We start from the raw sequence: 20,380 nt of genomic DNA, 5'->3' as shown, positions 1-20,380 counted from the left end.
CTATTCGCGCATTCGTTCGCGCCCTTGTGATGGAGCACCACCTCTCGTGACCTACCCGCCCCCGCCGAACCCTCCCACCGGTCCGGCCGACCCGTGGGCCCCGCCGTCCGCGCGGTCCCCGTGGGGTCCGCCCCCGCCCCAGGGCCCGCCGGCGCTGAACGGCTTCGCCCTCGCCTCGCTGCTGGTCGGCCTGCTCTGCCTGCCGCCGCTGGGGATCGTGTTCGGCGTCGTGGCGCTGGTGCAGATCGCGAGGAAGCGGGAGCGCGGCAGGTCGCTGGCCGTCGTGGGCCTGGTCGTCTCCGTGGTGATGACCGTGGTCGCGGCGTACGTCACGCAGCAGTACGCGCAGTCCTTCTCCCGGCACCTCGCCTCGTCGGTGTCCGCGCGCGACGACGTGGCGGGCTCCCGGTCCTCCCTCGACGACATGGGGCCGGGCGACTGCTTCAACGTGCCGGGGGGCGACCTCATGCAACAGTCGCCGTTCGTCCACGCGGTCGACTGCGCCGAGGTGCACCACGCCGAGGTGACCTCCTCGATCCTCCTGGACGACGGCCCCTTCCCGGGCGACGACGGGCTGGACTCCACCGCGACGGACGCGTGCTGGAAGGCGCAGGACTCGTACGCGATGGACACGTGGGCGGTGCCCGCCTATGCGGAGATGTACTACTTCGTCCCCACGCGCGCGCTGTGGCGCCAGGGCGACCGGAGTCTGGTGTGCGTCATCGGCACGTCGAGCGAGGAGCACCGCGGCAGCCTGCGCAAGGATGCCGGGATGCTGACACGGGAGCAGGCGGAGTTCCTGAGGGTGATGAACGACGTCGACGAGGCCTTCGCGCACCAACCGGAGGACGGACCCGAGGATGCGCTGCCCGAGTGCCGCACCTGGGCCCGGGAGGTCGACTCGGCGCTCGCCGTGCAGGCCGCGCTGTTGCGACGCGTCTCGGGGCGGCCCGTGGTCGGCGCCGCGGCGGACGCGCAGCTCAAGGAGGTCGAGGCGGCGCGCAAGGAGTGGCAGCGCGCGGCGAGGGCAACGAAGCCGGCCGAGTTCGACGAGGTCTGGGAGCGGGCGGTGCGGTCCCTCGACGTCGACACGGAGAAGGAACTGCGCGGGGCGTACGGGCTGTCGACGCGTGTTCCGGACTGGTTGGCGGAGCCGGGGGACGAGGGCCCGCGGGGTCCGTCGACGGGGTCGGCCTGAGGGCTTGCGCGTAACGGGCGGTAACGGGTTTGAGTGACCTGGCTTCATCACTTCGGGTGAAACTCTGGCCTTTGCTTGCGGTGCACAACCGTCGGTTGCCAGGGTGTAGCTGTCTGTCAACCTGATGGGAGTGGCCAGTGACTTTCGGTGAGCAGCCGGCCTATCTGCGCGTCGCCGGGGATCTGCGACAAAAGATCGTCGATGGGTCCCTGCCCCCGCACGCCCGGCTCCCCTCGCAAGCGCGGATCCGCGAGGAGTACGGGGTCTCGGACACCGTGGCGCTGGAGGCGCGCAAGGTCCTCATGGCGGAGGGGCTCGTCGAGGGCCGGTCCGGGTCCGGTACGTACGTCCGCGAACAGCCCGTCCCCCGGCGGGTCGCCCGCTCCGGCTACCGCACGGGGGGCGCCTCCACGCCCTTCCGGCAGGAGCAGGCGGAATCGGGTGCCCGCGGCACGTGGGAGTCCGGCAGCGAGCAGACGGAGGCCTCGGCCGACATCGCGGCGCGGCTGGGCATCGAACCGGGGGACCGGGTCATGCGCACCCGGTACGTCTTCCGCGACGCGGGGGAGGCGATGATGCTGTCGACCTCCTGGGAACCGCTGGCCGTCACCGGTCGGACCCCCGTGATGCTGCCGGAGGAGGGCCCGTTGGGCGGGTCCGGGGTGGTGGACCGGATGGCCGCGATCGACGTCGTCGTGGACAACGTGGTCGAGGAGGTCGGGGCGCGGCCCGGTCTCGCGGAGGAGATCCTCTCCCTGGGCGGGGTGCCCGGGCACGTGGTGCTGGTGGTGAGCCGCACGTACTTCGCCTCCGGGCGGGCCGTCGAGACCGCCGACGTCGTGGTCCCGGCGGACCGCTACCGCCTGGCCTACCACCTGCCGGTGCGGTGACCGGCCGGTTCCGCGGCCGGGGCGGGGGCCCTGCCCCGCGCCGCCGCGCGGGCGGCCCGGAGCCCGCACCGGAAGGCGGACAGTCGGTACCGGACCGTTAACCGGGCGGTGATCCGACGGCCCGGGGCGTAACCCCCGGGCAACGCCACCGTGTGACGGGGGGTCACATCCCGGCCCTACCGTCCGGCGGTATGACCGAGACCGCCGCGCCCCCGCAGTCGCCGCCCCGTCGGAGCTACGCCAGACTCGCCGCCGACGAGAGCCGCGAGGACTACTCCCTCCGCTACGCCCCCCACGCGTTCCGCCGCTGGAGCCCCGGCACCGTCGCCGGCACGGCGCTCGGTGGGATCGCGTACCTCGCCGACTTCGCCATCGGCGCCTCCATCGTCTTCGCCTACGGATTCACCAGCGGACTCGCCGCGATCCTGGCCGCCGCCGCCGTCATCTTCCTCACCGGCGTCCCGATCGCCCGCGCCTGCGCCAGGTACGGCCTGGACATGGACCTGGTGACGCGCGGCGCCGGCTTCGGGTACTTCGGGTCCACCCTCACCTCGCTCATCTACGCCTCCTTCACCTTCATCTTCTTCGCCCTCGAAGGCTCGATCATGGCCCAGGCCATGCACCAGGCCGTCGGTCTGCCGCTCCAGGTCGGGTACCTGATCACCACGCTCATCGTGATCCCGATCGTCTTCAAGGGCATGGGCGCCCTCGCCAAAGTGCAGGCCTGGACCCAACCCGTCTGGTTGATCGGGCTGGTACTGCCCTTCCTCGTGCTCGCCTTCCACGCCCCCGGGTCCTGGGGCGCGTTCGCCGACTTCGGCGGCACCGAGGGCGCCGGCTCCGGGTTCTCCTGGATCGGCTTCGGCTTCGGGACGGGCATCGCGCTCTCGCTCATCGCGCAGATCGGGGAACAGGCCGACTACCTGCGGTTCATGCCCGCCAAGACCCCGGCCAACAGCCGCCGGTGGAACCTCGCCGTGCTCGCCGCCGGACCCGGCTGGGTGATCATCGGCGCGGCCAAGCAGCTCGGCGGCGCGTTCCTCGCCTTCGTCGCGCTCGAAGCGGTCGGCACGACCCACGCGCTGGAGCCGATCGCCCCGCAGATCGAGGCCCTGCGCCCCTGGCTCGGCGGATTCGCCCTGCCCGCCGCCGCGCTCTTCGTGATCGTCTCCCAGATCAAGATCAACGTCACCAACGCCTACAGCGGCTCGCTGTCCTGGTCGAACTTCTTCTCCCGCGTCACCCACCGCCACCCGGGCCGGGTCTGGTACATCTTCCTCAACCTCGGCATCGCGCTGACCCTGATGGAACTGAACATGTTCTCCATGCTCGGCAAGCTGCTGGGCTTCTACTCCAACGTCGGCATCGCCTGGATCGCCGCGGTGGCGGCCGACCTCGTCATCAACAAGCGGCTGGGACTCAGCCCGCCGTACATCGAGTTCAAGCGCGCCTACCTGTACGCCGTCAACCCGGCGGGTTTCGGCGCGATGGTGATCGCCTCGACCGTCTCGATCCTGGCGTTCTTCGGGCTCTTCGGGACCTACCCGGAGGCGTTCTCGACCTTCATCGCCGCCGGACTGTCCCTCGTGCTCTGCCCGTTGATCGCCTGGGCCACCAAGGGCAGGTACTACCTGGCCAGGCCGAACGGGGTGAACGGACCCGGGGTCGAGGTCCCGGACATCACCGCCACGCACACCTGCTCCGTCTGCGAGACGGCGTACGAACTCCCCGACATCGCCGATTGTCCCGTCCAATCCGGGCCGATCTGCTCGCTCTGCTGCTCCCTCGACGCGACCTGCGGGGACGCCTGCCGCAAGGGCGCGAAGGAGGGCGCGGCCGGGGGCGCGGTGGTGCTCGCGATGCCGGTCGTGCGCCGGATCTGAACCGGCTCGCGCGGCGCACTCGTACGCATGGCCGGATGCGTACGCCTGTGAGGTACCTCTTCGTGAAAAACCGTATCCGCTCAGTAAAGGTCGGGCGTAAGCTCCGGCATATGCGCAATGCGGTTTCCCGGGCAGGTACACCGGCGGAGGGTGAAACGCGATGAACGACAGCGGTGCCCTGCTTCCATGGCTGGTCATACGTCAGGACGACAACGGCAACCGCTACCGGGTGGGCCGGTACCCCACCCGGGCCGAGGCCCAGAAGGTCATCGACAGCCTCGACGACCGAGCACACAAGCAGCTCTACTGGGTCGAGCGGGTCGCTCAAGGCAGCCAGGCCGCCACGAGGAACTGAGCGTCGGGCCGCCGACGCACTGGCATAGGCTCCGCCCATGACTGTACGAGTGGTCGTGGGCGGAGCCCTTTGTCGTGACGGGCGCCTGCTGGCCGCCCGCCGCAGTGCGCCGCCCGAGCTGGCCGGCCGGTGGGAGCTCCCGGGCGGCAAGACCGAACCGGGCGAGTCCGTCCCCGAGGCCCTGGTGCGCGAACTGCGCGAGGAGCTCGGCGTGGAGACCGAGGCCCTGGAGCGCGTCCCGGGGGAGTGGCCGTTGCGGCCCGGCCTGGTCCTGCACGTGTGGACCGCCGGGCTGCTGTCCGGGGAACCGGCCCCGCTGGAGGACCACGACGAACTGCGCTGGCTCCGGCCGGACGAGCTGGACACCGTGGACTGGCTCGACCAGGACCGCCCGGCGGTCGAGGAGATCGGACACCGCCTGCGCTCCGCCCCGGACCCAGACCCTGCGGCCGGACCGGCCGGCGGCCCCGCGGGCGCTCCGGTCCGGGGTCTGTGAGGCTTGAGCTGTAGGCCGTATGCGCCACGGCGGGCCGGTGCGTGGGGTAAGGAGTGGTACGACGCCCTGAATATCGGGTATGTCGCTATTAATCCCCATCTCGTCCCCCTATCGTCCCTGCTGAACCCGACTGGGGTCGCCGCGGCCCGGGAAGTGATCGGCGTGATCGACACAGACGGTGAATGCGCCGAGTGGGCCTTCCCCGCCGAGCCCGGCAGCGTGCGCACCGCCCGCCACGCCGTGCGCGGCAAGCTCCGCGCCTGGGGTCTGGACTCCGTGGGCGACGTGACCGTCCTGCTGGTCAGCGAGCTGGTCACCAACTCCCTGCGCTACGCCTCCGGCCCCATCGGGGTCCGCCTGGAGCGACGTGATTCGGCCGCCGAGGACGCGGCCGCGAGTCCGGCACTTCTCGTGGAGGTTTCCGATCCGCTTCCGGATCCGCCCCGGGAACGCGTCGCGACACCGGACGACGAAGGGGGCCGCGGACTGCACCTGGTGTCCGTCTCGGCACAGCGTTGGGGGACCCGACACGGGAAGTCGGGCAAGACTGTGTGGTTCGAGTTGGCACTTCCTGGTGAGTAACAAGGAGAAGGGTGGCCGGCGATCACCGGGGGTGGCTCGAAACAGTCGGGACCTTTTTGTGATCGTGAACGCCATGCGGGCCGGGGCCGTGGTGCTGAATACTTCGGTCATGGCCGGTCCGGTTGCGGTGAGCTGGAGGGGACGGTCGCGTGAGCGAGATACCTGCGCAGGCACATCAGGCCCGTGTGTCCGGGGCGACGTGGCACGACGCCCTGTGGCACAGCAGCCCGCCTGGCTCGATATATGACTACATAAAGGTCGCGTCCTTCTCGATCGGCCCGGACGGGCTCATCGATCAATGGAGCCTGCGCGCCGAGGAACTGTTCGGGCTGACACCCGCCCAGGCGGTGGGCCGCGACCCGGTCGACGCCTTCATGCCGCCCGAGCTGCGGGCCGGGGGACACCGCAAGGTCGCGGAGATCCTCGACGGCGAGGAATGGACGGGCCTCATCCCCTTCCGGATCCCCGGCGGTGACGGCGCGCACGGCGTGGCCGAGATCTACGTGATGCCCACACGGACCGAGACCGCCGAGCGGGCCGCGCTGTGCGTCGTCGTCGACGTACGCGCGCTGCGACGGATCGAATCCGATCTGGCGGCCTCACAGGCGATATTCGGTCAATCTCCTTTCGGCTTCCTGCTCTTCGGCACCGACCTCACCGTGCAGCGCGCCAACCGCCGCTTCGCGACCGTCTTCGGCGGCGCCGCGGAGGAACACCGCGGCCGGACGGTGCACGACTACCTGCCCGCGCACGAGGCGGACCGGATGTCCGACGCCCTGCGCCGGGTACTGGAGACCGGTGAATCCGTCACCGACCTGCGGATCACCGGAGCCACCCCGCGCAGCCGGGACAACCGCCACTGGTCCATCAACCTCTACCGCGTCCACGGCGGCACCGGACGACCTGTCGGGGTCGCGGGCATCGGCATCGACGTCACCCGCCGCCACCTCGCCGCCCGGGAGGCCGCAGGCGTACGGCGCAACCTGGCCCTGCTCAACGAGGCCGGACACCGCATCGGCAACTCCCTGGACCTGGAGACCACCGCCCGGGAACTCCTCGACGTCACCGTCCCCGGCTTCTGCGACCTCGCCTCCGTCGACCTGTACCAGGGGCTGCTCCTCGGCGACGACGACCGCCCCGCCCGGCCGCAGGGCCCGGGGGTGCCCTCCCTGCCCGGGCAGGGCACCGGACGCGCGCCGTCGGCCCCGCTGCGCCGGGTGGCCTTCGCCTCGGCCGTCTCCGACGCCCTGGGCGCGGGGTCGGGCGCATCGGTCGCCGTGGGGGAGATCCACCGCTATCCGGCGGCCTCGCCCGGGGCACTGGCCCTGCGCACGGCGCGGACGCGCCTCATCGAGGGCGGCGGCTCGGACGACCTCGTGCAGTCCACGCTGGTCGTGCCGCTGGTCGCCCACGACACGGTGGTGGGCCTGGCCCAGTTCTCCCGTACCAAGGGCAGCGAACCCTTCGGTGAACGGGACCGGGCGGTGGCCGTGGAACTGACCGCGCGGGCCGCCGTGTGCATCGACAACGCACGGCTGTACCGACGGGAGCACGAACGGGCGCTGATACTGCAACGCAGCCTGCTGCCCCCCGGCGACCCGGAGGCGGCCGGCCTGGACATCGCCTGCCGCTACCTGCCGGGCAACGCGGCCACCGAGGTCGGCGGCGACTGGTTCGACGTCATCGAACTGCCCGGGCACCGCACGGCGCTGGTCGTCGGCGACGTCATGGGCCGGGGACTGCGGGCCGCCGTGGCCATGGGCGAACTGCGCACCGCCGTCCGGACCCTGGCCCTCCTGGACCTCGAACCCGCCGAGGTGCTCAGCGCCCTGGACGAGGTCGCGCGCGGACTCGGGGCGCCCGGCGGATCCCAGCAGGCCTCCCGCGCCGCCCTGCACTCGCGGGACGCGGACCGCTCGGAGGTGTACCTCGCCACCTGCGTCTACGCGGTCTACGACCCGGTCACCCGGCGCTGCACCATCGCCAACGCCGGCCACATGCCGCCGGTGCTGGTGGAACCGGCCGAGGAGGGCGGACCGCCGCGCCCCGGGTTGCTGCTGGAGATCCCCCCGGGGATGCCGCTGGGCGTCGGCGGCGAACCCTTCGAGGAGGTGGAGGTCGAACTCCCCGAGGGCGCGATGCTGGCGCTGTACACGGACGGACTCGTCGAGTCCCGCGACCATCCGCTGGAGGAGGGCCTGCGGGGACTGCGGGAGGCCGTCGCGGACCCTTCGCGCCCCCTGGAGGAGGTCTGCGACCACGTCCTCAACACCCTGCACACCCGGCACGGGGAGGACGACATCGCGCTGCTGATGGCCCGGGTACAGGGACTGCCCGTGGACGCGGTCGGCGACTGGCAGCTCCCCAGGGAGGCCCGCTCGGTGGGCCGCGCCCGGGAACTGGCGCGGGCGAAGCTGCCCGCGTGGGGCCTGGAGGGGCTCCTGGACACCACGGAACTGCTCGTGAGCGAACTCGTCACGAACGCCCTGCGGTACGGGGAGGGGGAGATCCGGCTGCGGCTGCTGCTGGACCGCACCCTGGTCTGCGAGGTGTGGGACGCCAACCTCGCCCAGCCGCGCCGCCGTCGCGCCCGGGACACCGACGAGGGCGGCCGGGGCCTCCAACTCGTCGGCCTGTTGTCGGCCGGCTGGGGCACCCGGCGCACCCACCGCGGCAAGACGGTGTGGTTCGAGCTGCCCCTGCCGGGCGGCGGAACCGGCCCGGTGGCGGAACTCTCCGCGGAACAGCTCCTGGGCATGTACGGCTGATCCCGCGCCGGGCCCGGGGGGCCCGCCCCGGGCCCGGCTAGGCCGCCCGGCCGGACTTGAGGGCGGCCAGGCGGGCCTCGATCTCCGAGGTCTTGTCGAGGTCGTCCAGGGCCTCGAACTGGGCGTCCAGCGAGGACGCGGCCAGTTCCTGCTTGCCCAGCGCCATGGCCTCCTCGCGCCGGACCTTGTCCTCGAAGCGGCTCAGGTCGCTGGTGGGGTCCATGACGTCGATGTTCTTCACCGCGTCCATCATCGTGTTCTGCGCCTGCGCGGTCTTGGCGCGGGCCACCAGCTCGTCGCGCTTCGACGTCAGCTCCGTCAACTTGTTCCGCATCGAGTCCAGACCGGACCTCAGCTTCCCGACGACCTCCGTCTGGGCGGCGATCGTCGGCTCCGCCGTCTTCGCCTCCTTCTCCGATTGGAGCTGCCGGCCGAGCGCGACCTTGGCGAGGTTGTCGAACCGGTCCGCGTCGGCCACCGAGCCGGCGGCGCGCAGGTCGTCCGCCTTCCGGCTCGCCGCGAGCGCCTTGTCGCCCCACTCCGAGGCCGCCTCCACGTCCTCCTTGTGGTCCGCCTCCGACATCCGCAGGTTGCCGATCGTGGTGGCGACGGCCTGCTCCGCCTCCGAGATGTTGTTCGTGTAGTCCCGGATCAGCTGGTCCAGCATCTTCTGCGGGTCCTCGGCCTGGTCCAGCAGCGCGTTGACGTTCGCCTTGGCGAGCTGGGTGACGCGGCCGAGGATGGTCTGCTTGCTCATGTGCCTGTACTCCCGGGTAGAGGGGGGATGTCGTCAGAAGCGGCCGCCGCCGCCCATGCGGCCGCGGGTGCCGCCGCCGCCGAAGGAGCCCGGCCCCCGGCCGCCGCCCCCGCCGAAGGAACCCCCGCCGCCGAAGCCGCCGCCGAAGCCCCCGCCCCGGTTCCGGCCGCCGCCGAGGATCTCGCCGAGGATGATCCCGCCGAGCACCGCGCCGCCCATGCCGCCCTGCCGCGGCCGGCCGCCACCGCCGTACGGGTCCTCCTGGTAGGCCCGTACGTCCTGTTCGGCCAGTTGCTGCGCCTGCCGCGCGAGCGAGTCCGCCTGCTGGGCCTCCGCGAGCGCGCCCGCCGGGTCCGTGCCGGTCAGGGTGAGGGAACGCTCCAGGTGCCGCTGCGCCTCCGCCAGCCTGGTCCGGGCCTGGCTGGCGACCGCGCCCCGACTGGTGGTGACGTAGTCCGAGGCCGCGCCGATCGCGCTGCGGGCCGACAGCAGCGCCTGGTCCAGCAGGCCCGCCGCCCGCTGCCGGCCGCTCTCGCGTTCCCGGGCCCCCGCGAGGGCCTCGTCGAGGGCCGCGTCGGCCTCCTCGACTCGGCGCAACGCGTCGATCGGGTCGTACCGGCCGGCCGCCTGCTCCCGCCGCACGTCGGCCAGGACCGCCTCGGCGCGGCCGATCCGTCCGCGCAGGTCCGCCGTCGAGGTCCCCTGCGCGGTGCCGGTCAGCAGACCGCGGGCGTCCGCGAGGTCCGTGTCCGTCTCGCTCAGCGCCACGGGCAGTTTCCCGGCGGCCTCCGCGAGCTCCCGGGCCCGCCGCTCCACCGCGTCCACCAGCGTCGTCGCCTGGTCGACGGCGCCCTCGGCCGCCCGGACGTGGACGGCGGCCCTGCCGTTGTCGCCGGCGTCGACTGCGGCCCGCGCCTCGCCGAGACTGCTCGTCGCGAACATCAGCCGGTCCTTCGCCTGTTCCGGGTTGGAGGCGACCGGCGCGGCCGCGGAGTCCGCGTACCGGCCCGTCAGCGCCGTCAGGGTGGCCGCGGCCGTGGTCGTGCGGCCGGCCAGCGCGCGGAAGTGCGTCTCGACGGTCTCCAGCGCCTGCGGGGCGTTCTTCTCCAGGTCCCGCAGCCGGTCGAAGTCCGCCGTCTCGGCGTCCAGCCGCCGGTTCGCCTCCGTGCAGCGGGCCACGATCTCGTCCAGCATCCGGCGGCGGGTCGCGTCGTCCTCCGGGTAGGCGTCGTCGAGCTGCTGCCGCAGTCGGAAGGCGTGCGTCAGCTCGCCCTTGGCGTACTCCATCGCCTCGGTGAAGGCCCCCACGGCCTCCTCGCCGAACTGGGCCGAGGCGAAACCGAGTTCCTCGGTGCTGGTGCGCACCGCGTCGTCGGTCTCCACCAGCAGCGCCTTCGCCCGCGCGTCGAGGTCCGGCAGGGCGAGGGGGGCCGCCGCACCGCCCTGCCCGCCCCAGCCCGGCCCGGTCGTCGTCCCCCGTCCCGCCCCGCGACCCCTGCCGCGCTTGCGGCGGCTGTACGCGTACGCGCCCAACGCGCCCGCCGCGCCGACGGCGACCACCGGCAGGACGAAGTCCCCGGCGCCGTTCCGGCCGCTCGCGGAACCACCCGGATCGGCCTCGCCGGGGGTGAGGGTGGGCACGGGCACGGGCAGGCCGGCCAGGACGGCCTCGTACCCGTGGGCCGCGCCGATCGCGGCGCCCGCCCAGTCGTTCTCCCGCAGGGCCGGCTCGATGGCGGTCCGAGCGACGGTGGCCAGCTGCTGTTCGGTGAACCCGGAGTCCACGTCGGCCGAATAGGCGTACTGCCGGTCGCCGGTCGCCACGGCCAACAGGACGTCGTTCTGGCCGAGGCCGTTCTTCTGCGCCGTGGCGTCCGCCCAGCTCTGGGGGGAACGCCCGGAGAAGTCCCGCACGTACGTGACGAAGAGCTGGATCCTGCGGTCGGCGTACAGCTCGTCCAGCGCGGACACGACGGCCGGCGCGCGGTCGCCGAGCGCCCCGACCCGATCGGTGATCTGCCCCTGCCTGGACAGCGTCACGGGGTCGTCGGCGCGGGCGGGCGGCGCCGACGCCACCCCCCACCCGCCGACCGCCAGCAGCCCGGCGCAGAGCGCGAGCGCGGTCCGTACGGCCGGCCCGGCGGTGGTGCGTCTCTTCGGCGGAGTCACATGTCGGAGCGTATGGGCGGTTTCCCACCCCCGCACCCGGAGTGATCACCGATGCGAACGCACCGGACCGCTACCGGGTCGACCGCCGGCCGATCTTGTTCCCGAGCCAGACCAGCGGATCGTAGGCGCGGTCCACCACGCGCTCCTTCAGCGGGATCAGCGCGTTGTCCGTGATCTTGATCCCCTCGGGGCAGACCTCCGTGCAGCACTTGGTGATGTTGCAGTAGCCCAGCCCGTGCTCCTCCTGGGCCGTGCGCTTGCGGTCCAGGCCGGCCTCGGCGGCCGCGTCCAACGGGTGCATGTCCAGTTCCGCCACCCGCATGAGGAAGCGCGGACCGGCGAAGGAGGTCTTGTTCTCCTCGTGGTCCCGCACCACGTGACAGGTGTCCTGGCACAGGAAGCACTCGATGCACTTGCGGAACTCCTGCGAGCGCTCCACGTCCACCTGCCGCATCCGGTACGCGCCGGGAGCCACCCCCTCCGGTGGCACGAAGGCCGGCACCTCGCGCGCCTTCTCGTAGTTGAAGGAGACGTCCGTGACCAGGTCCCGGATCACCGGGAAGGCCCGCAGCGGGGTGACCGTGATCGTCTCCTCGCGGTCGAAGACGGACATGCGGGTCATGCACATCAGCCGCGGCCTGCCGTTGACCTCCGCGCTGCACGAACCGCACTTGCCCGCCTTGCAGTTCCAGCGGACCGCGAGGTCGGACGCCTGGGTGGCCTGGAGCCGGTGCACGATGTCCAGGACCACCTCCCCGTCGTGCACCTCCACCGTGAAGTCCCGCAGCTCCCCGCCCTCCGCGTCGCCCCGCCAGATCCGGAAGCGGGCGTCGTAGTCAGTCACTCGTAGAGCTCCTCTTCGGCGAGGTACTTGACCAACTCGTCCTTCTCGAACAGGGCGAGCAGGTCGGGACGGATGGGATCGGTGCGGACCCGCGTGAGTTCGATCCGGTCGGCCGCGGGATCGGCGGGCGCCGGGTCCACCGGCCGGCACAGCAGGTTCACCGGCCGCCAGTCCCGCTCCATCGACGGGCAGTCCTCGCGCGTGTGACCGCCGCGGCTCTCGGTGCGCTCCAGGGCCGCCCGGGCCACGCACTCGCTGACCAGCAGCATGTTCCGCAGGTCCAGCGCCAGGTGCCAGCCCGGGTTGAACTGCCGGTGGCCCTCCACCCCGGCGCGGGCGGCGCGCGCCCGCAGCCCCGCGAGCCGCTCCAGCGCCTCGGCCATCTCGCCGGCCCGACGGATGATCCCGACCAGGTCGTTCATGGTCGTCTGGAGCTCCTGGTGGAGCGTGTACGGATTCTCCGCGCCCCGCGCCGCGTGGAACGGGGCCAGCGCCTCCGCCGCCGCCGCGTCGACCTCCGCCTGCGAGACGGCCGGGCGGACGGCGGACGAGGCGGCGTGCGCCGCCGCGTGCAGCCCGGCCCGCCGGCCGAAGACCAGCAGGTCCGACAGGGAGTTGCCGCCCAGCCGGTTCGAGCCGTGCATGCCGCCCGCGACCTCGCCGGCGGCGAACAGCCCCGGCACCCCCAGGGTGGCCGCGGTGTCGGACTCGACCGCGATCCCGCCCATCACGTAGTGACAGGTCGGACCGACCTCCATCGCCTCGGCCGTGATGTCCACGTCCGCCAGCTCCTTGAACTGGTGGTACATCGACGGCAGCCGCCGCCTGATCCGCTCGGCGGGCATCCGGGTGGACACGTCCAGGAACACCCCGCCGTGCGGGGAGCCGCGACCCGCCTTGACCTCGGAGTTGATGGCCCGCGCCACCTCGTCGCGGGGCAGCAGTTCCGGCGGGCGCCGGTTGTGGTCCGGGTCCTCGTACCAGCGGTCGCCCTCCTCCTCGGACTCGGCGTACTTCTCCTTGAAGACGTCCGGCACGTAGTCGAACATGAACCGCTCGCCCTCGCTGTTGCGCAGCACCCCGCCGTCGCCGCGCACCGACTCCGTGACGAGGATCCCCTTCACCGAGGGCGGCCAGACCATGCCGGTCGGGTGGAACTGCACGAACTCCATGTTCAGCAGCGGCGCGCCCGCGAGGAGGGCCAGCGCGTGGCCGTCGCCCGTGTACTCCCAGGAGTTCGAGGTGGTCTTGAAGGACTTCCCGATCCCGCCCGTGGCCAGCACCACCGCCGGGGCCTCCAGGACGAGGAAACGGCCGCTCTCGCGCTCGTAGCAGAAGATCCCCGAGACCTCCTCCCCGTCCTTCAGGACCCGGGTGACCGTGTACTCCTGGAAGACCTTGAGCCGGGCCTCGTGGTCGCCGAACTCCTTGAAGTCCTGCTGCTGGAGCTGGACGATCTTCTGCTGGAGGGTGCGGATCAGTTCCAGGCCGGTCCGGTCGCCGACGTGGGCCAGGCGCGGGTACTCGTGGCCGCCGAAGTTGCGCTGGGAGATCCGCCCGTCGGGCGTCCGGTCGAACAGCGCTCCCCAGGTCTCCAACTCCCATACCCGGTCCGGCGCCTCCTTGGCGTGCAGTTCGGCCATCCGCCACTGGTTGAGGAACTTGCCGCCGCGCATGGTGTCGCGGAAGTGCACCTGCCAGTTGTCGCCCGCGTTCACGTTGCCCATGGAGGCCGCGATCCCGCCCTCCGCCATCACCGTGTGGGCCTTGCCGAAGAGGGACTTGCAGATCACGGCCGTACGGGCGCCCCGTTCGCGGGCCTCGATCGCGGCCCGCAGCCCGGCGCCGCCCGCACCGACCACGACCACGTCCCACTGCTGTCGGTCGACTTGAGCCATGTCAGAAGATCCTCGGGTCGGTGAAGGCGCCGCCGGCGACCAGGTAGACGTAGAAGTCGCACGCGGCGACGCTGATCAGCGAGGCCCACGCGAGCTGCATGTGACGGGTGTTGAGCCGGCTCACCCACCCCCAGAGCCAGTAGCGCACCGGATGCCTGGAGAAGTGCCTCAGCCGGCCGCCCATGATGTGCCGGCAGGAGTGGCACGACAGGGTGTAGGCCCAGATCAGAACGGTGTTGACCAGGAACAACAACGTCCCCAGGCCCACGTGGCCCCATGCGTAGTGTGTGTCGCGGAAGGTCAGCACGGTGTCGTAGGTGAGGATCCCCGCGACCGGCACCGCCGCGTAGAAGAAGTACCGGTGCGCGTTCTGGAAGATCAGCGGGAAGCGGGTCTCCCCGGTGTACGTCGCGTGCGGCTCGGCGACGGCGCAGGCGGGCGGCGAGGCCCAGAAACCCCGGTAGTAGGCCTTGCGGTAGTAGTAGCAGGTCAGCCGGAAGCCGAGCGGGAAGATCAGGATCAGCAGGGCGGGGGACAGGCCCCACCAGCTTCCGAAGAGGTCCGCGTTGGGGCCGCCGCGCATCGTCACGCAGTTCTCCGCCAGGCAGGGGGAGTAGAAGGGCGAGACGTACGGGGCCGCGTAGTAGTCGGCGTTCGAGAAGGCCCGCCAGGTCGAGTAGACGATGAAGGCGAGCAGTCCCGCCGCGGTGCCGGCGGGCGACAGCCACCACCGGTCGGTCCGCAGGTGTCGGGCGGCGATCGAGGCCCTGGAGGGCCCGTGGACCCCGCCGCTCCGTTGTCGGGATGGTTCCGTGCCTGTGGCCAAGGGGGACTCCGGGTGGAGTGATGGGGGAGGGTCGTCGCCACCGCGTGCGCCGGTGGTACACGGGTGGTGCGGGACGCGCATGCGACGCGGAAGGCGCCGGGGGCGGCGCGGGACCGGGTCGGTCAGGGGGCGCGGCGGTCGCGGGCGCCGAGACCCTCGTCGTCGGAGTCCGTCCACAGTGTGCTGTCGTACGGCGCGTCCGGGATGGTCACCATCGCGGACGGGTCGGGCGCCGCGCGCCGGCCGCCCCCCGGATCCTGGCGTCCCGCCGTGCGCTCCAGCCGCTCGACCTTGCGGACGAGTTCGTCGAGATCGCGTCGTACGGCGGTCAAATCATCGTGCAGGGACATGACTTGCCCTCACTTCCGCGCGTGCGGTGACCGTGCTCCCGGGCGCCTGAGAGTGTGACCCCTCCCGTCCCCGGTTGTGAAGGGACGTGCACCGATCGAGGGCGCGTGGGCTTGATCCGTGCGCCCCCGCGCCCCCGCCGCCGTCCCTCTGGCGGGGGAACGCGCGCTCGTGCCCCTCAGGCGATTGGTCCGCACGGGTGGGGTTCGCGGCGTGGCGAGGGTGTGGTGCGGGAGACCCGGGGAGCCGTGGATTTCAGTGGGCTTCGGCACCCAGTGTGATCAGCTCCATATACCGCCGAACGTGATCAAGTCCCCCCTGCTCACGCACCCCCACGCCCCGCCCCGGAGGTACCACCCATGACCCAGAGAAGGCGCAGGTCCTTGGCGCTCCTGACCTCGGGAGTCCTCGCACTGCCGCTGCTCGCGGGCTGCGGCGCGGGTGAGGACGACGGCGGCCCGACCGCCGCGGGCCAGGACATCGCGACGACGGCCCGGGACCGGGTCGTCGACGGCGGGGTGCTCCGCTGGGCCGTGGACAACCTCCCGGACACCCTGAACACCTTCCAGGCCGACGCCGACGCCGCCACCGGCCGGATCGCCGGGGCGGTGCTGCCCCAACTGTTCGTCATGGACGCCAAGGGGCGGCCGGTGATCAACCCGGACTACCTGGAGAAGGCCGAGGTCACGGAGCGCGAGCCCAAGCAGGTCGTGCTGTACAAGCTGAACCAGCAGGCGGTGTGGAGCGACGGCCGGGAGATCGGGGCCGCCGACTTCGTGGCCCAGTGGAGGGCCCTGAACGGCAAGGACTCGGCGTACTGGACGGCCCGCAACGCCGGCTACGAGCGCATCGAGAAGATCGAGCGGGGCAAGACCGACCTGGAGGTCAAGGTCACCTTCGCCAAGCCGTACGCCGACTGGCGCTCCCTGTTCAGCCCGCTCTACCCCAAACAGGTCACGGGCACCCCCGAGGCCTTCAACGAAGGGGCCCGGGGCGCCCTCAAGGTGACCGCCGGACCCTTCAACCTCGGGGCCGTCGACAAGAAGACCGGCACCGCGGCGCTCACCCGCAACGCCCGCTGGTGGGGCCGCCCCGCCAAGCTGGACACGCTGGTCCTCACGGCCGTGCCCCGGGCCGAACGCCCGGCCGCCCTGGCCGCCGGCAGGCTCGACATGGCGGAGATCGACCGCGCCGGCGCCGACCGGATCGCCCTGGCCCTGCGCGACGGGGCCCGCACCTCGGGCGCCAAGGGCGCGCAGGGCCCCGCCGCCTCCCTGACGGCCGCCCAGGCGACGCTGTCCTGGGCGACGGCGTACGGGCAGGACGAGGGCAAGGCCGCCGCCGAGCAGGAGACCCGCCGCAAGGACGCGGAGGCGGTCAGGAAGTACGCCGACGAGCAGGTCGCCCTGCGCGGCTTCACGGTGCGCAAGTCGCTGGAGCCCGCCTACACGCAGCTCGCGATGAACGGCGCCTCCGGCCCCCTCGCCGACGAGCGGGTGCGCCGGGCGGTGGCCCGCGCCCTGGACCGCAAGGCACTGGCCGAGATCGTGCTGAAGCCGCTCGGCCTGCCCGCGAAGCCGGTGGGCAGCCACCTGGCGCTCGCCGGACAGCGCGCGTACGCCGACAACAGCGACGCGCTCGGCGGCCAGGACACCCAGGCCGCCCAGGCCCTGCTCGCCGACGCCGGATGGCGCCAGGGCGGCAAGCTCACCGCGCCCCTGGGCACCAAGGCCGGCCCCGAGAGCGACAAGACGGCCACCGGGCAGGACGACGGCAAGACACCCGCGGGCCCGGGCACCGGCAACGACGGCCTCTACATCGTCGGCCAGGACGACGGGAAGGCCGGCGACGCCAAGGCGCCGGCGCGCGCGCCCGGTGACCACGACGGCGCCGGCGGCGTCCACGAGGTGGGCGATCTGCCGGAGGGCCGGTACCTGCCGGACGGCGAGATCGTCGACGCGGACGCCTTCGCCCCCGGCGCCGGTGAGGGGCGGCTCTCCCCGGTGCTGGCCCCGGTCCCGTTCGCGGCCGCGCAGGAGAAGACCCTGCTCGGCCAGGCGCAGGCCCAGGCCCGGGCGGAGGCCGGGACCGAGGAGGACCAGGCGCAGGACGACGGCAAGCGCGGCCCGACCCTCGACGGCGAGGAGGAGGCGGACGACAAGGAGCCCGCCAAGGCCAGCCCGGCCCCGGCCAAGCAGGCCCACACCTCGGGCAGCGTGCTCGCCAAGGACGGCAAGCCGCTCACCCTCCGCTTCGTCCTCCCCTCCGGCCCCGGTTCGGAGGCCCTGCGGGCGGTCGGCGAGCGGATCTCGCAGATGCTGCGCGAGCTCGGCGTGAACACCGAGCTGACCAAGGTGGCGGACGAGAGCTTCTTCAAGGACCACATCGCCTCGGGCCAGTACGACCTGGCCCTGTACTCCTGGCCGGCGACGGCCTACCCGGCCACCGACGCCCGGCCCATCTTCGCGAAGCCGGAACCCGCCGCCGACGGTTCCCTCCTCGTCGAACAGAACTACACCCGGGTCGGCACGGACCACATCGACCAGCTCTTCGACCAGGCGGTCGGCGAACTGGACGAGGACCAGTCCCGCGAACTGATGCGCAAGGCCGACGCCCGGATCTGGGCCGCCGCCGGTTCCGTCCCGCTGTACCAGCGGCCCGAGCTGGTCGCCGTCAAGCCGAACCTGGTCAACGCGGGCGCCTTCGGCCTCGGCGCCCCCCGCTTCCAGGACATCGGCTGGAAGAAGGCCGATCCGGCCAAGGACGCCGACGGGAAGAAGAACTAGGACGCCGGGAGAAGGCGCCGAGGGAAGGCGCCGAGGGAAGACGCGGAGGGAAGACGCGGGGAGAAGAAGTGGTGACAAAGCGGGGTGAGGCAGGTTGACCCGCGGGTCACAAGCTCAGAAGTGACTCAAGTCCCTTGCCCGCCGGACACCCGGCGGGCAAGGTCGTCGATACCCGTTGACCCGCGTGAACACCCTGTAGACCTGCGTGAATCCCCAGTGGACACAGGCGTCGGGCGCGACCGAGACACCCCGCTCCATCCTCGGTCCCGCTCAGTCGTCCGGCCTCTTGACAGACCCCCCGGCAGCCGGTTCCCGCCATCCGACGTACGATGGGGTAAGGCCGTGGCAGGTTTTCCGCCCGGTCGAGGCTCGCGTGCCGGACCGTACGCGCCGCCATCCACGATCCCGGGAGAAGCGCCGAAGTGCCCACGCGCCACGACATCCGTAACGTCGCCATCGTCGCCCACGTCGACCATGGCAAGACGACCATCGTCGATGCCATGCTCAAGCAGGCCGGTGCCTTCGCCGCCCACCAGCACCTCGACGACCGCATGATGGACTCGAACGACCTGGAGCGTGAGAAGGGCATCACGATCCTCGCCAAGAACACGGCGGTGAAGTACCACCCCAAGGACGGCGGGGCGCCCATCACGATCAACATCATCGACACCCCCGGCCACGCCGACTTCGGTGGTGAGGTCGAGCGCGGTCTGTCGATGGTGGACGCGGTCGTCCTGCTGGTGGACGCGTCCGAGGGCCCGCTGCCCCAGACCCGCTTCGTCCTGCGCAAGGCCCTGCAGGCGAAGATGCCGGTCATCCTCTGCATCAACAAGACGGACCGTCCGGACTCCCGGATCGACGAGGTCGTCAACGAGACGTACGACCTCTTCCTCGACCTGGACGCCGACGAGGAGCAGATCGAGTTCCCGATCGTCTACGCCTGTGGCCGTGACGGCGTGGCCTCGCTGACCAAGCCGGAGGACGGCACCGTCCCCGCGGACAGCGACAGCCTGGAGCCGTTCTTCTCCACCATCCTGGAGCACGTCCCCGCCCCGGTGTTCGACGAGGAGGCCCCCCTCCAGGCCCACGTCACCAACCTGGACGCCGACAACTTCCTCGGCCGCATCGCCCTGGTCCGCGTCGAGCAGGGTGAGCTCCGCAAGGGCCAGACCGTCGCGTGGATCAAGCGTGACGGCACGATCTCCAACGTCCGCATCACCGAGCTGATGATGACCGAGGCGCTCACCCGCAAGCCGGCCGAGGTGGCGGGCCCGGGTGACATCTGCGCGGTCGCCGGTTTCCCGGACATCATGATCGGCGAGACGCTGGCCGACCCGGAGAACCCGATCGCGCTCCCGCTGATCTCGGTCGACGAGCCGGCGATCTCCATGACCATCGGTACGAACACCTCCCCGATGGTCGGCCGCGGCGGCAGCGGCAAGGGCGCGGACGCCAAGTCCGCGGTCAAGGACCGCAAGGTCACCGCCCGCCAGGTCAAGGACCGTCTGGACCGCGAGCTGATCGGTAACGTCTCGCTGCGCGTCCTCGACACCGAGCGCCCCGACGCCTGGGAGGTCCAGGGCCGCGGTGAGCTCGCGCTGGCCATCCTGGTCGAGCAGATGCGCCGCGAGGGCTTCGAGCTGACCATCGGCAAGCCGCAGGTGGTCACGCAGGAGATCGACGGCAAGGTGCACGAGCCCGTCGAGCGCATGACGGTCGACGTCCCCGAGGAGCACATGGGCGCGGTCACGCAGCTCATGGGCGTCCGCAAGGGCCGCATGGACAACATGTCGAACCACGGCTCCGGCTGGGTCCGCATGGAGTTCGTGGTCCCCTCGCGCGGTCTCATCGGCTTCCGTACCGAGTTCCTGACGGGCACGCGCGGCACCGGCATCGCCCACTCGATCCACGAGGGCCACGAGCCGTGGTTCGGTCAGCTGGTGACCCGTAACAACGGTTCCCTGGTCGCCGACCGCGCCGGTTCGGTCACGCCGTTCGCGATGATCAACCTGCAGGAGCGCGGCGTCCTGTTCACCGAGCCCGGCACCGAGGTGTACGAGGGCATGATCGTCGGCGAGAACTCGCGCTCCGACGACATGGACGTGAACATCACCAAGGAGAAGAAGCTCACCAACATGCGTGCGGCTTCCGCGGACAACACCGAGAACGTGGTGCCGCCCCGCAAGCTCTCCCTGGAGCAGTCCCTGGAGTTCTGCCGCGACGACGAGTGCGTCGAGGTGACCCCGGAGGCCGTCCGCATCCGCAAGGTCGTCCTGGACCAGAAGGACCGCTCGCGCACCGCTTCGCGCGCCAAGTCCGGCAAGTAGGCACGTAGTACCAGGGCTTGTCGGCCGCCGCTGCGCGGCCGGCCGAAACCCGCCCGTTGACACGGCCCCTCCCCTCACGATGATCCGTGAGGGGAGGGGCCGTTCGCGTTTGTCAACCGGATTGTTTCGTTCAGCTGTCCGGATACCGATCGTGACACTCCGGATGGTGAGCTAACCGTCCGTTTCGCACGTGTCTGTCTCCTATCCGTTTGTCCGGATTTCGGGTTTTCGCCATGCGGTGATGTTGTGAAAA

15 protein-coding genes are annotated in these 20,380 nt (G+C 71.8%); 9 read left to right on the top strand and 6 right to left on the bottom strand.

Features of this window, described 5'->3' with window-relative positions; translation table 11 throughout:
• Positions 1-46: 46 nt before the first annotated feature.
• The 7 genes from ACIRO3_RS02910 (at position 47) to ACIRO3_RS02880 (ending at position 8,172) form a co-directional block, all read left to right on the top strand.
• Positions 47-1,198 carry a DUF4190 domain-containing protein gene (locus ACIRO3_RS02910; RefSeq protein ID WP_404131767.1) on the top strand — a complete coding sequence of 384 codons (1,152 nt, stop codon included), beginning with the start codon at positions 47-49 and terminating at the stop codon, positions 1,196-1,198.
• A 137-nt stretch (positions 1,199-1,335) separates the two neighbouring features.
• Positions 1,336-2,088 (top strand): GntR family transcriptional regulator, encoded by a 753-nt coding sequence (locus tag ACIRO3_RS02905; RefSeq protein WP_361772046.1) that lies wholly within the window; start codon positions 1,336-1,338, stop codon positions 2,086-2,088.
• A gap of 191 nt (positions 2,089-2,279) precedes the next feature.
• Positions 2,280-3,971 (top strand): purine-cytosine permease family protein, encoded by a 1,692-nt coding sequence (locus ACIRO3_RS02900; RefSeq protein ID WP_404131765.1) that lies wholly within the window; start codon positions 2,280-2,282, stop codon positions 3,969-3,971.
• A gap of 160 nt (positions 3,972-4,131) precedes the next feature.
• On the top strand, positions 4,132-4,326 hold the full coding sequence (locus tag ACIRO3_RS02895; RefSeq protein ID WP_053677072.1) for an SPOR domain-containing protein: 195 nt from the start codon (positions 4,132-4,134) through the stop codon (positions 4,324-4,326).
• A 37-nt stretch (positions 4,327-4,363) separates the two neighbouring features.
• Positions 4,364-4,822, top strand: a complete 459-nt coding sequence (locus ACIRO3_RS02890; RefSeq protein WP_404131762.1) for a (deoxy)nucleoside triphosphate pyrophosphohydrolase — start codon at positions 4,364-4,366, stop codon at positions 4,820-4,822.
• Between the two features lie 153 nt (positions 4,823-4,975).
• Positions 4,976-5,404, top strand: a complete 429-nt coding sequence (locus ACIRO3_RS02885) for an ATP-binding protein (RefSeq protein ID WP_053677074.1) — start codon at positions 4,976-4,978, stop codon at positions 5,402-5,404.
• Between the two features lie 158 nt (positions 5,405-5,562).
• Positions 5,563-8,172 (top strand): SpoIIE family protein phosphatase, encoded by a 2,610-nt coding sequence (locus ACIRO3_RS02880; protein WP_404132326.1) that lies wholly within the window; start codon positions 5,563-5,565, stop codon positions 8,170-8,172.
• Between the two features lie 37 nt (positions 8,173-8,209).
• Here ACIRO3_RS02880 and ACIRO3_RS02875 read toward each other — a convergent pair whose 3' ends face one another.
• From ACIRO3_RS02875 to ACIRO3_RS02850, 6 genes are all read right to left on the bottom strand, one after another.
• Entirely contained in the window at positions 8,210-8,929 is a 720-nt protein-coding gene (locus tag ACIRO3_RS02875) for a PspA/IM30 family protein (protein ID WP_404131760.1), read from the bottom strand.
• A gap of 33 nt (positions 8,930-8,962) precedes the next feature.
• Entirely contained in the window at positions 8,963-11,098 is a 2,136-nt protein-coding gene (locus ACIRO3_RS02870) for a TPM domain-containing protein (protein ID WP_404131758.1), read from the bottom strand.
• A 70-nt stretch (positions 11,099-11,168) separates the two neighbouring features.
• Positions 11,169-11,942, bottom strand: coding sequence for a succinate dehydrogenase/fumarate reductase iron-sulfur subunit (locus ACIRO3_RS02865; RefSeq protein ID WP_366150206.1), 774 nt, complete (start codon positions 11,940-11,942; stop codon positions 11,169-11,171).
• Positions 11,939-13,840: a fumarate reductase/succinate dehydrogenase flavoprotein subunit gene (locus tag ACIRO3_RS02860; RefSeq protein ID WP_404131756.1), complete on the bottom strand. Its 1,902-nt coding sequence runs from the start codon at positions 13,838-13,840 to the stop codon at positions 11,939-11,941. The genes ACIRO3_RS02865 and ACIRO3_RS02860 overlap by 4 nt, the downstream gene beginning before the upstream one ends.
• A gap of 1 nt (position 13,841) precedes the next feature.
• Positions 13,842-14,666: a hypothetical protein gene (locus ACIRO3_RS02855; protein ID WP_404131754.1), complete on the bottom strand. Its 825-nt coding sequence runs from the start codon at positions 14,664-14,666 to the stop codon at positions 13,842-13,844.
• Between the two features lie 122 nt (positions 14,667-14,788).
• Positions 14,789-15,016 (bottom strand): hypothetical protein, encoded by a 228-nt coding sequence (locus ACIRO3_RS02850; protein ID WP_361772053.1) that lies wholly within the window; start codon positions 15,014-15,016, stop codon positions 14,789-14,791.
• Between the two features lie 357 nt (positions 15,017-15,373).
• Here ACIRO3_RS02850 and ACIRO3_RS02845 point away from each other — a divergent pair, with 357 nt between their 5' ends.
• Together ACIRO3_RS02845 and typA are read left to right on the top strand one after the other, a co-directional pair.
• Positions 15,374-17,800 carry an ABC transporter family substrate-binding protein gene (locus ACIRO3_RS02845; protein WP_404131751.1) on the top strand — a complete coding sequence of 809 codons (2,427 nt, stop codon included), beginning with the start codon at positions 15,374-15,376 and terminating at the stop codon, positions 17,798-17,800.
• Positions 17,801-18,222: 422 nt separating this feature from the next.
• Positions 18,223-20,127 carry a translational GTPase TypA gene (gene typA, locus ACIRO3_RS02840; protein ID WP_267826854.1) on the top strand — a complete coding sequence of 635 codons (1,905 nt, stop codon included), beginning with the start codon at positions 18,223-18,225 and terminating at the stop codon, positions 20,125-20,127.
• Positions 20,128-20,380 lie beyond the last annotated feature (253 nt).

Source organism: Streptomyces sp. NPDC102278 (genome assembly GCF_044766345.1).
GTDB lineage: Bacteria > Actinomycetota > Actinomycetes > Streptomycetales > Streptomycetaceae > Streptomyces.
This window is presented reverse-complemented; position numbering and strand designations above follow the sequence as displayed.

Bases quoted from the DNA above. Each gene is read 5' to 3' on its own strand.
- ACIRO3_RS02845 (WP_404131751.1), top strand. From the start codon at position 15,374: ATGACCCAGAGAAGGCGCAGGTCCTTGGCGCTCCTGACCTCGGGAGTC.
- ACIRO3_RS02875 (WP_404131760.1), bottom strand. From the start codon at position 8,929: ATGAGCAAGCAGACCATCCTCGGCCGCGTCACCCAGCTCGCCAAGGCG.
- ACIRO3_RS02850 (WP_361772053.1), bottom strand. From the start codon at position 15,016: ATGTCCCTGCACGATGATTTGACCGCCGTACGACGCGATCTCGACGAA.
- ACIRO3_RS02900 (WP_404131765.1), top strand. From the start codon at position 2,280: ATGACCGAGACCGCCGCGCCCCCGCAGTCGCCGCCCCGTCGGAGCTAC.
- ACIRO3_RS02895 (WP_053677072.1), top strand. From the start codon at position 4,132: ATGAACGACAGCGGTGCCCTGCTTCCATGGCTGGTCATACGTCAGGAC.
- ACIRO3_RS02860 (WP_404131756.1), bottom strand. From the start codon at position 13,840: ATGGCTCAAGTCGACCGACAGCAGTGGGACGTGGTCGTGGTCGGTGCG.
- ACIRO3_RS02890 (WP_404131762.1), top strand. From the start codon at position 4,364: ATGACTGTACGAGTGGTCGTGGGCGGAGCCCTTTGTCGTGACGGGCGC.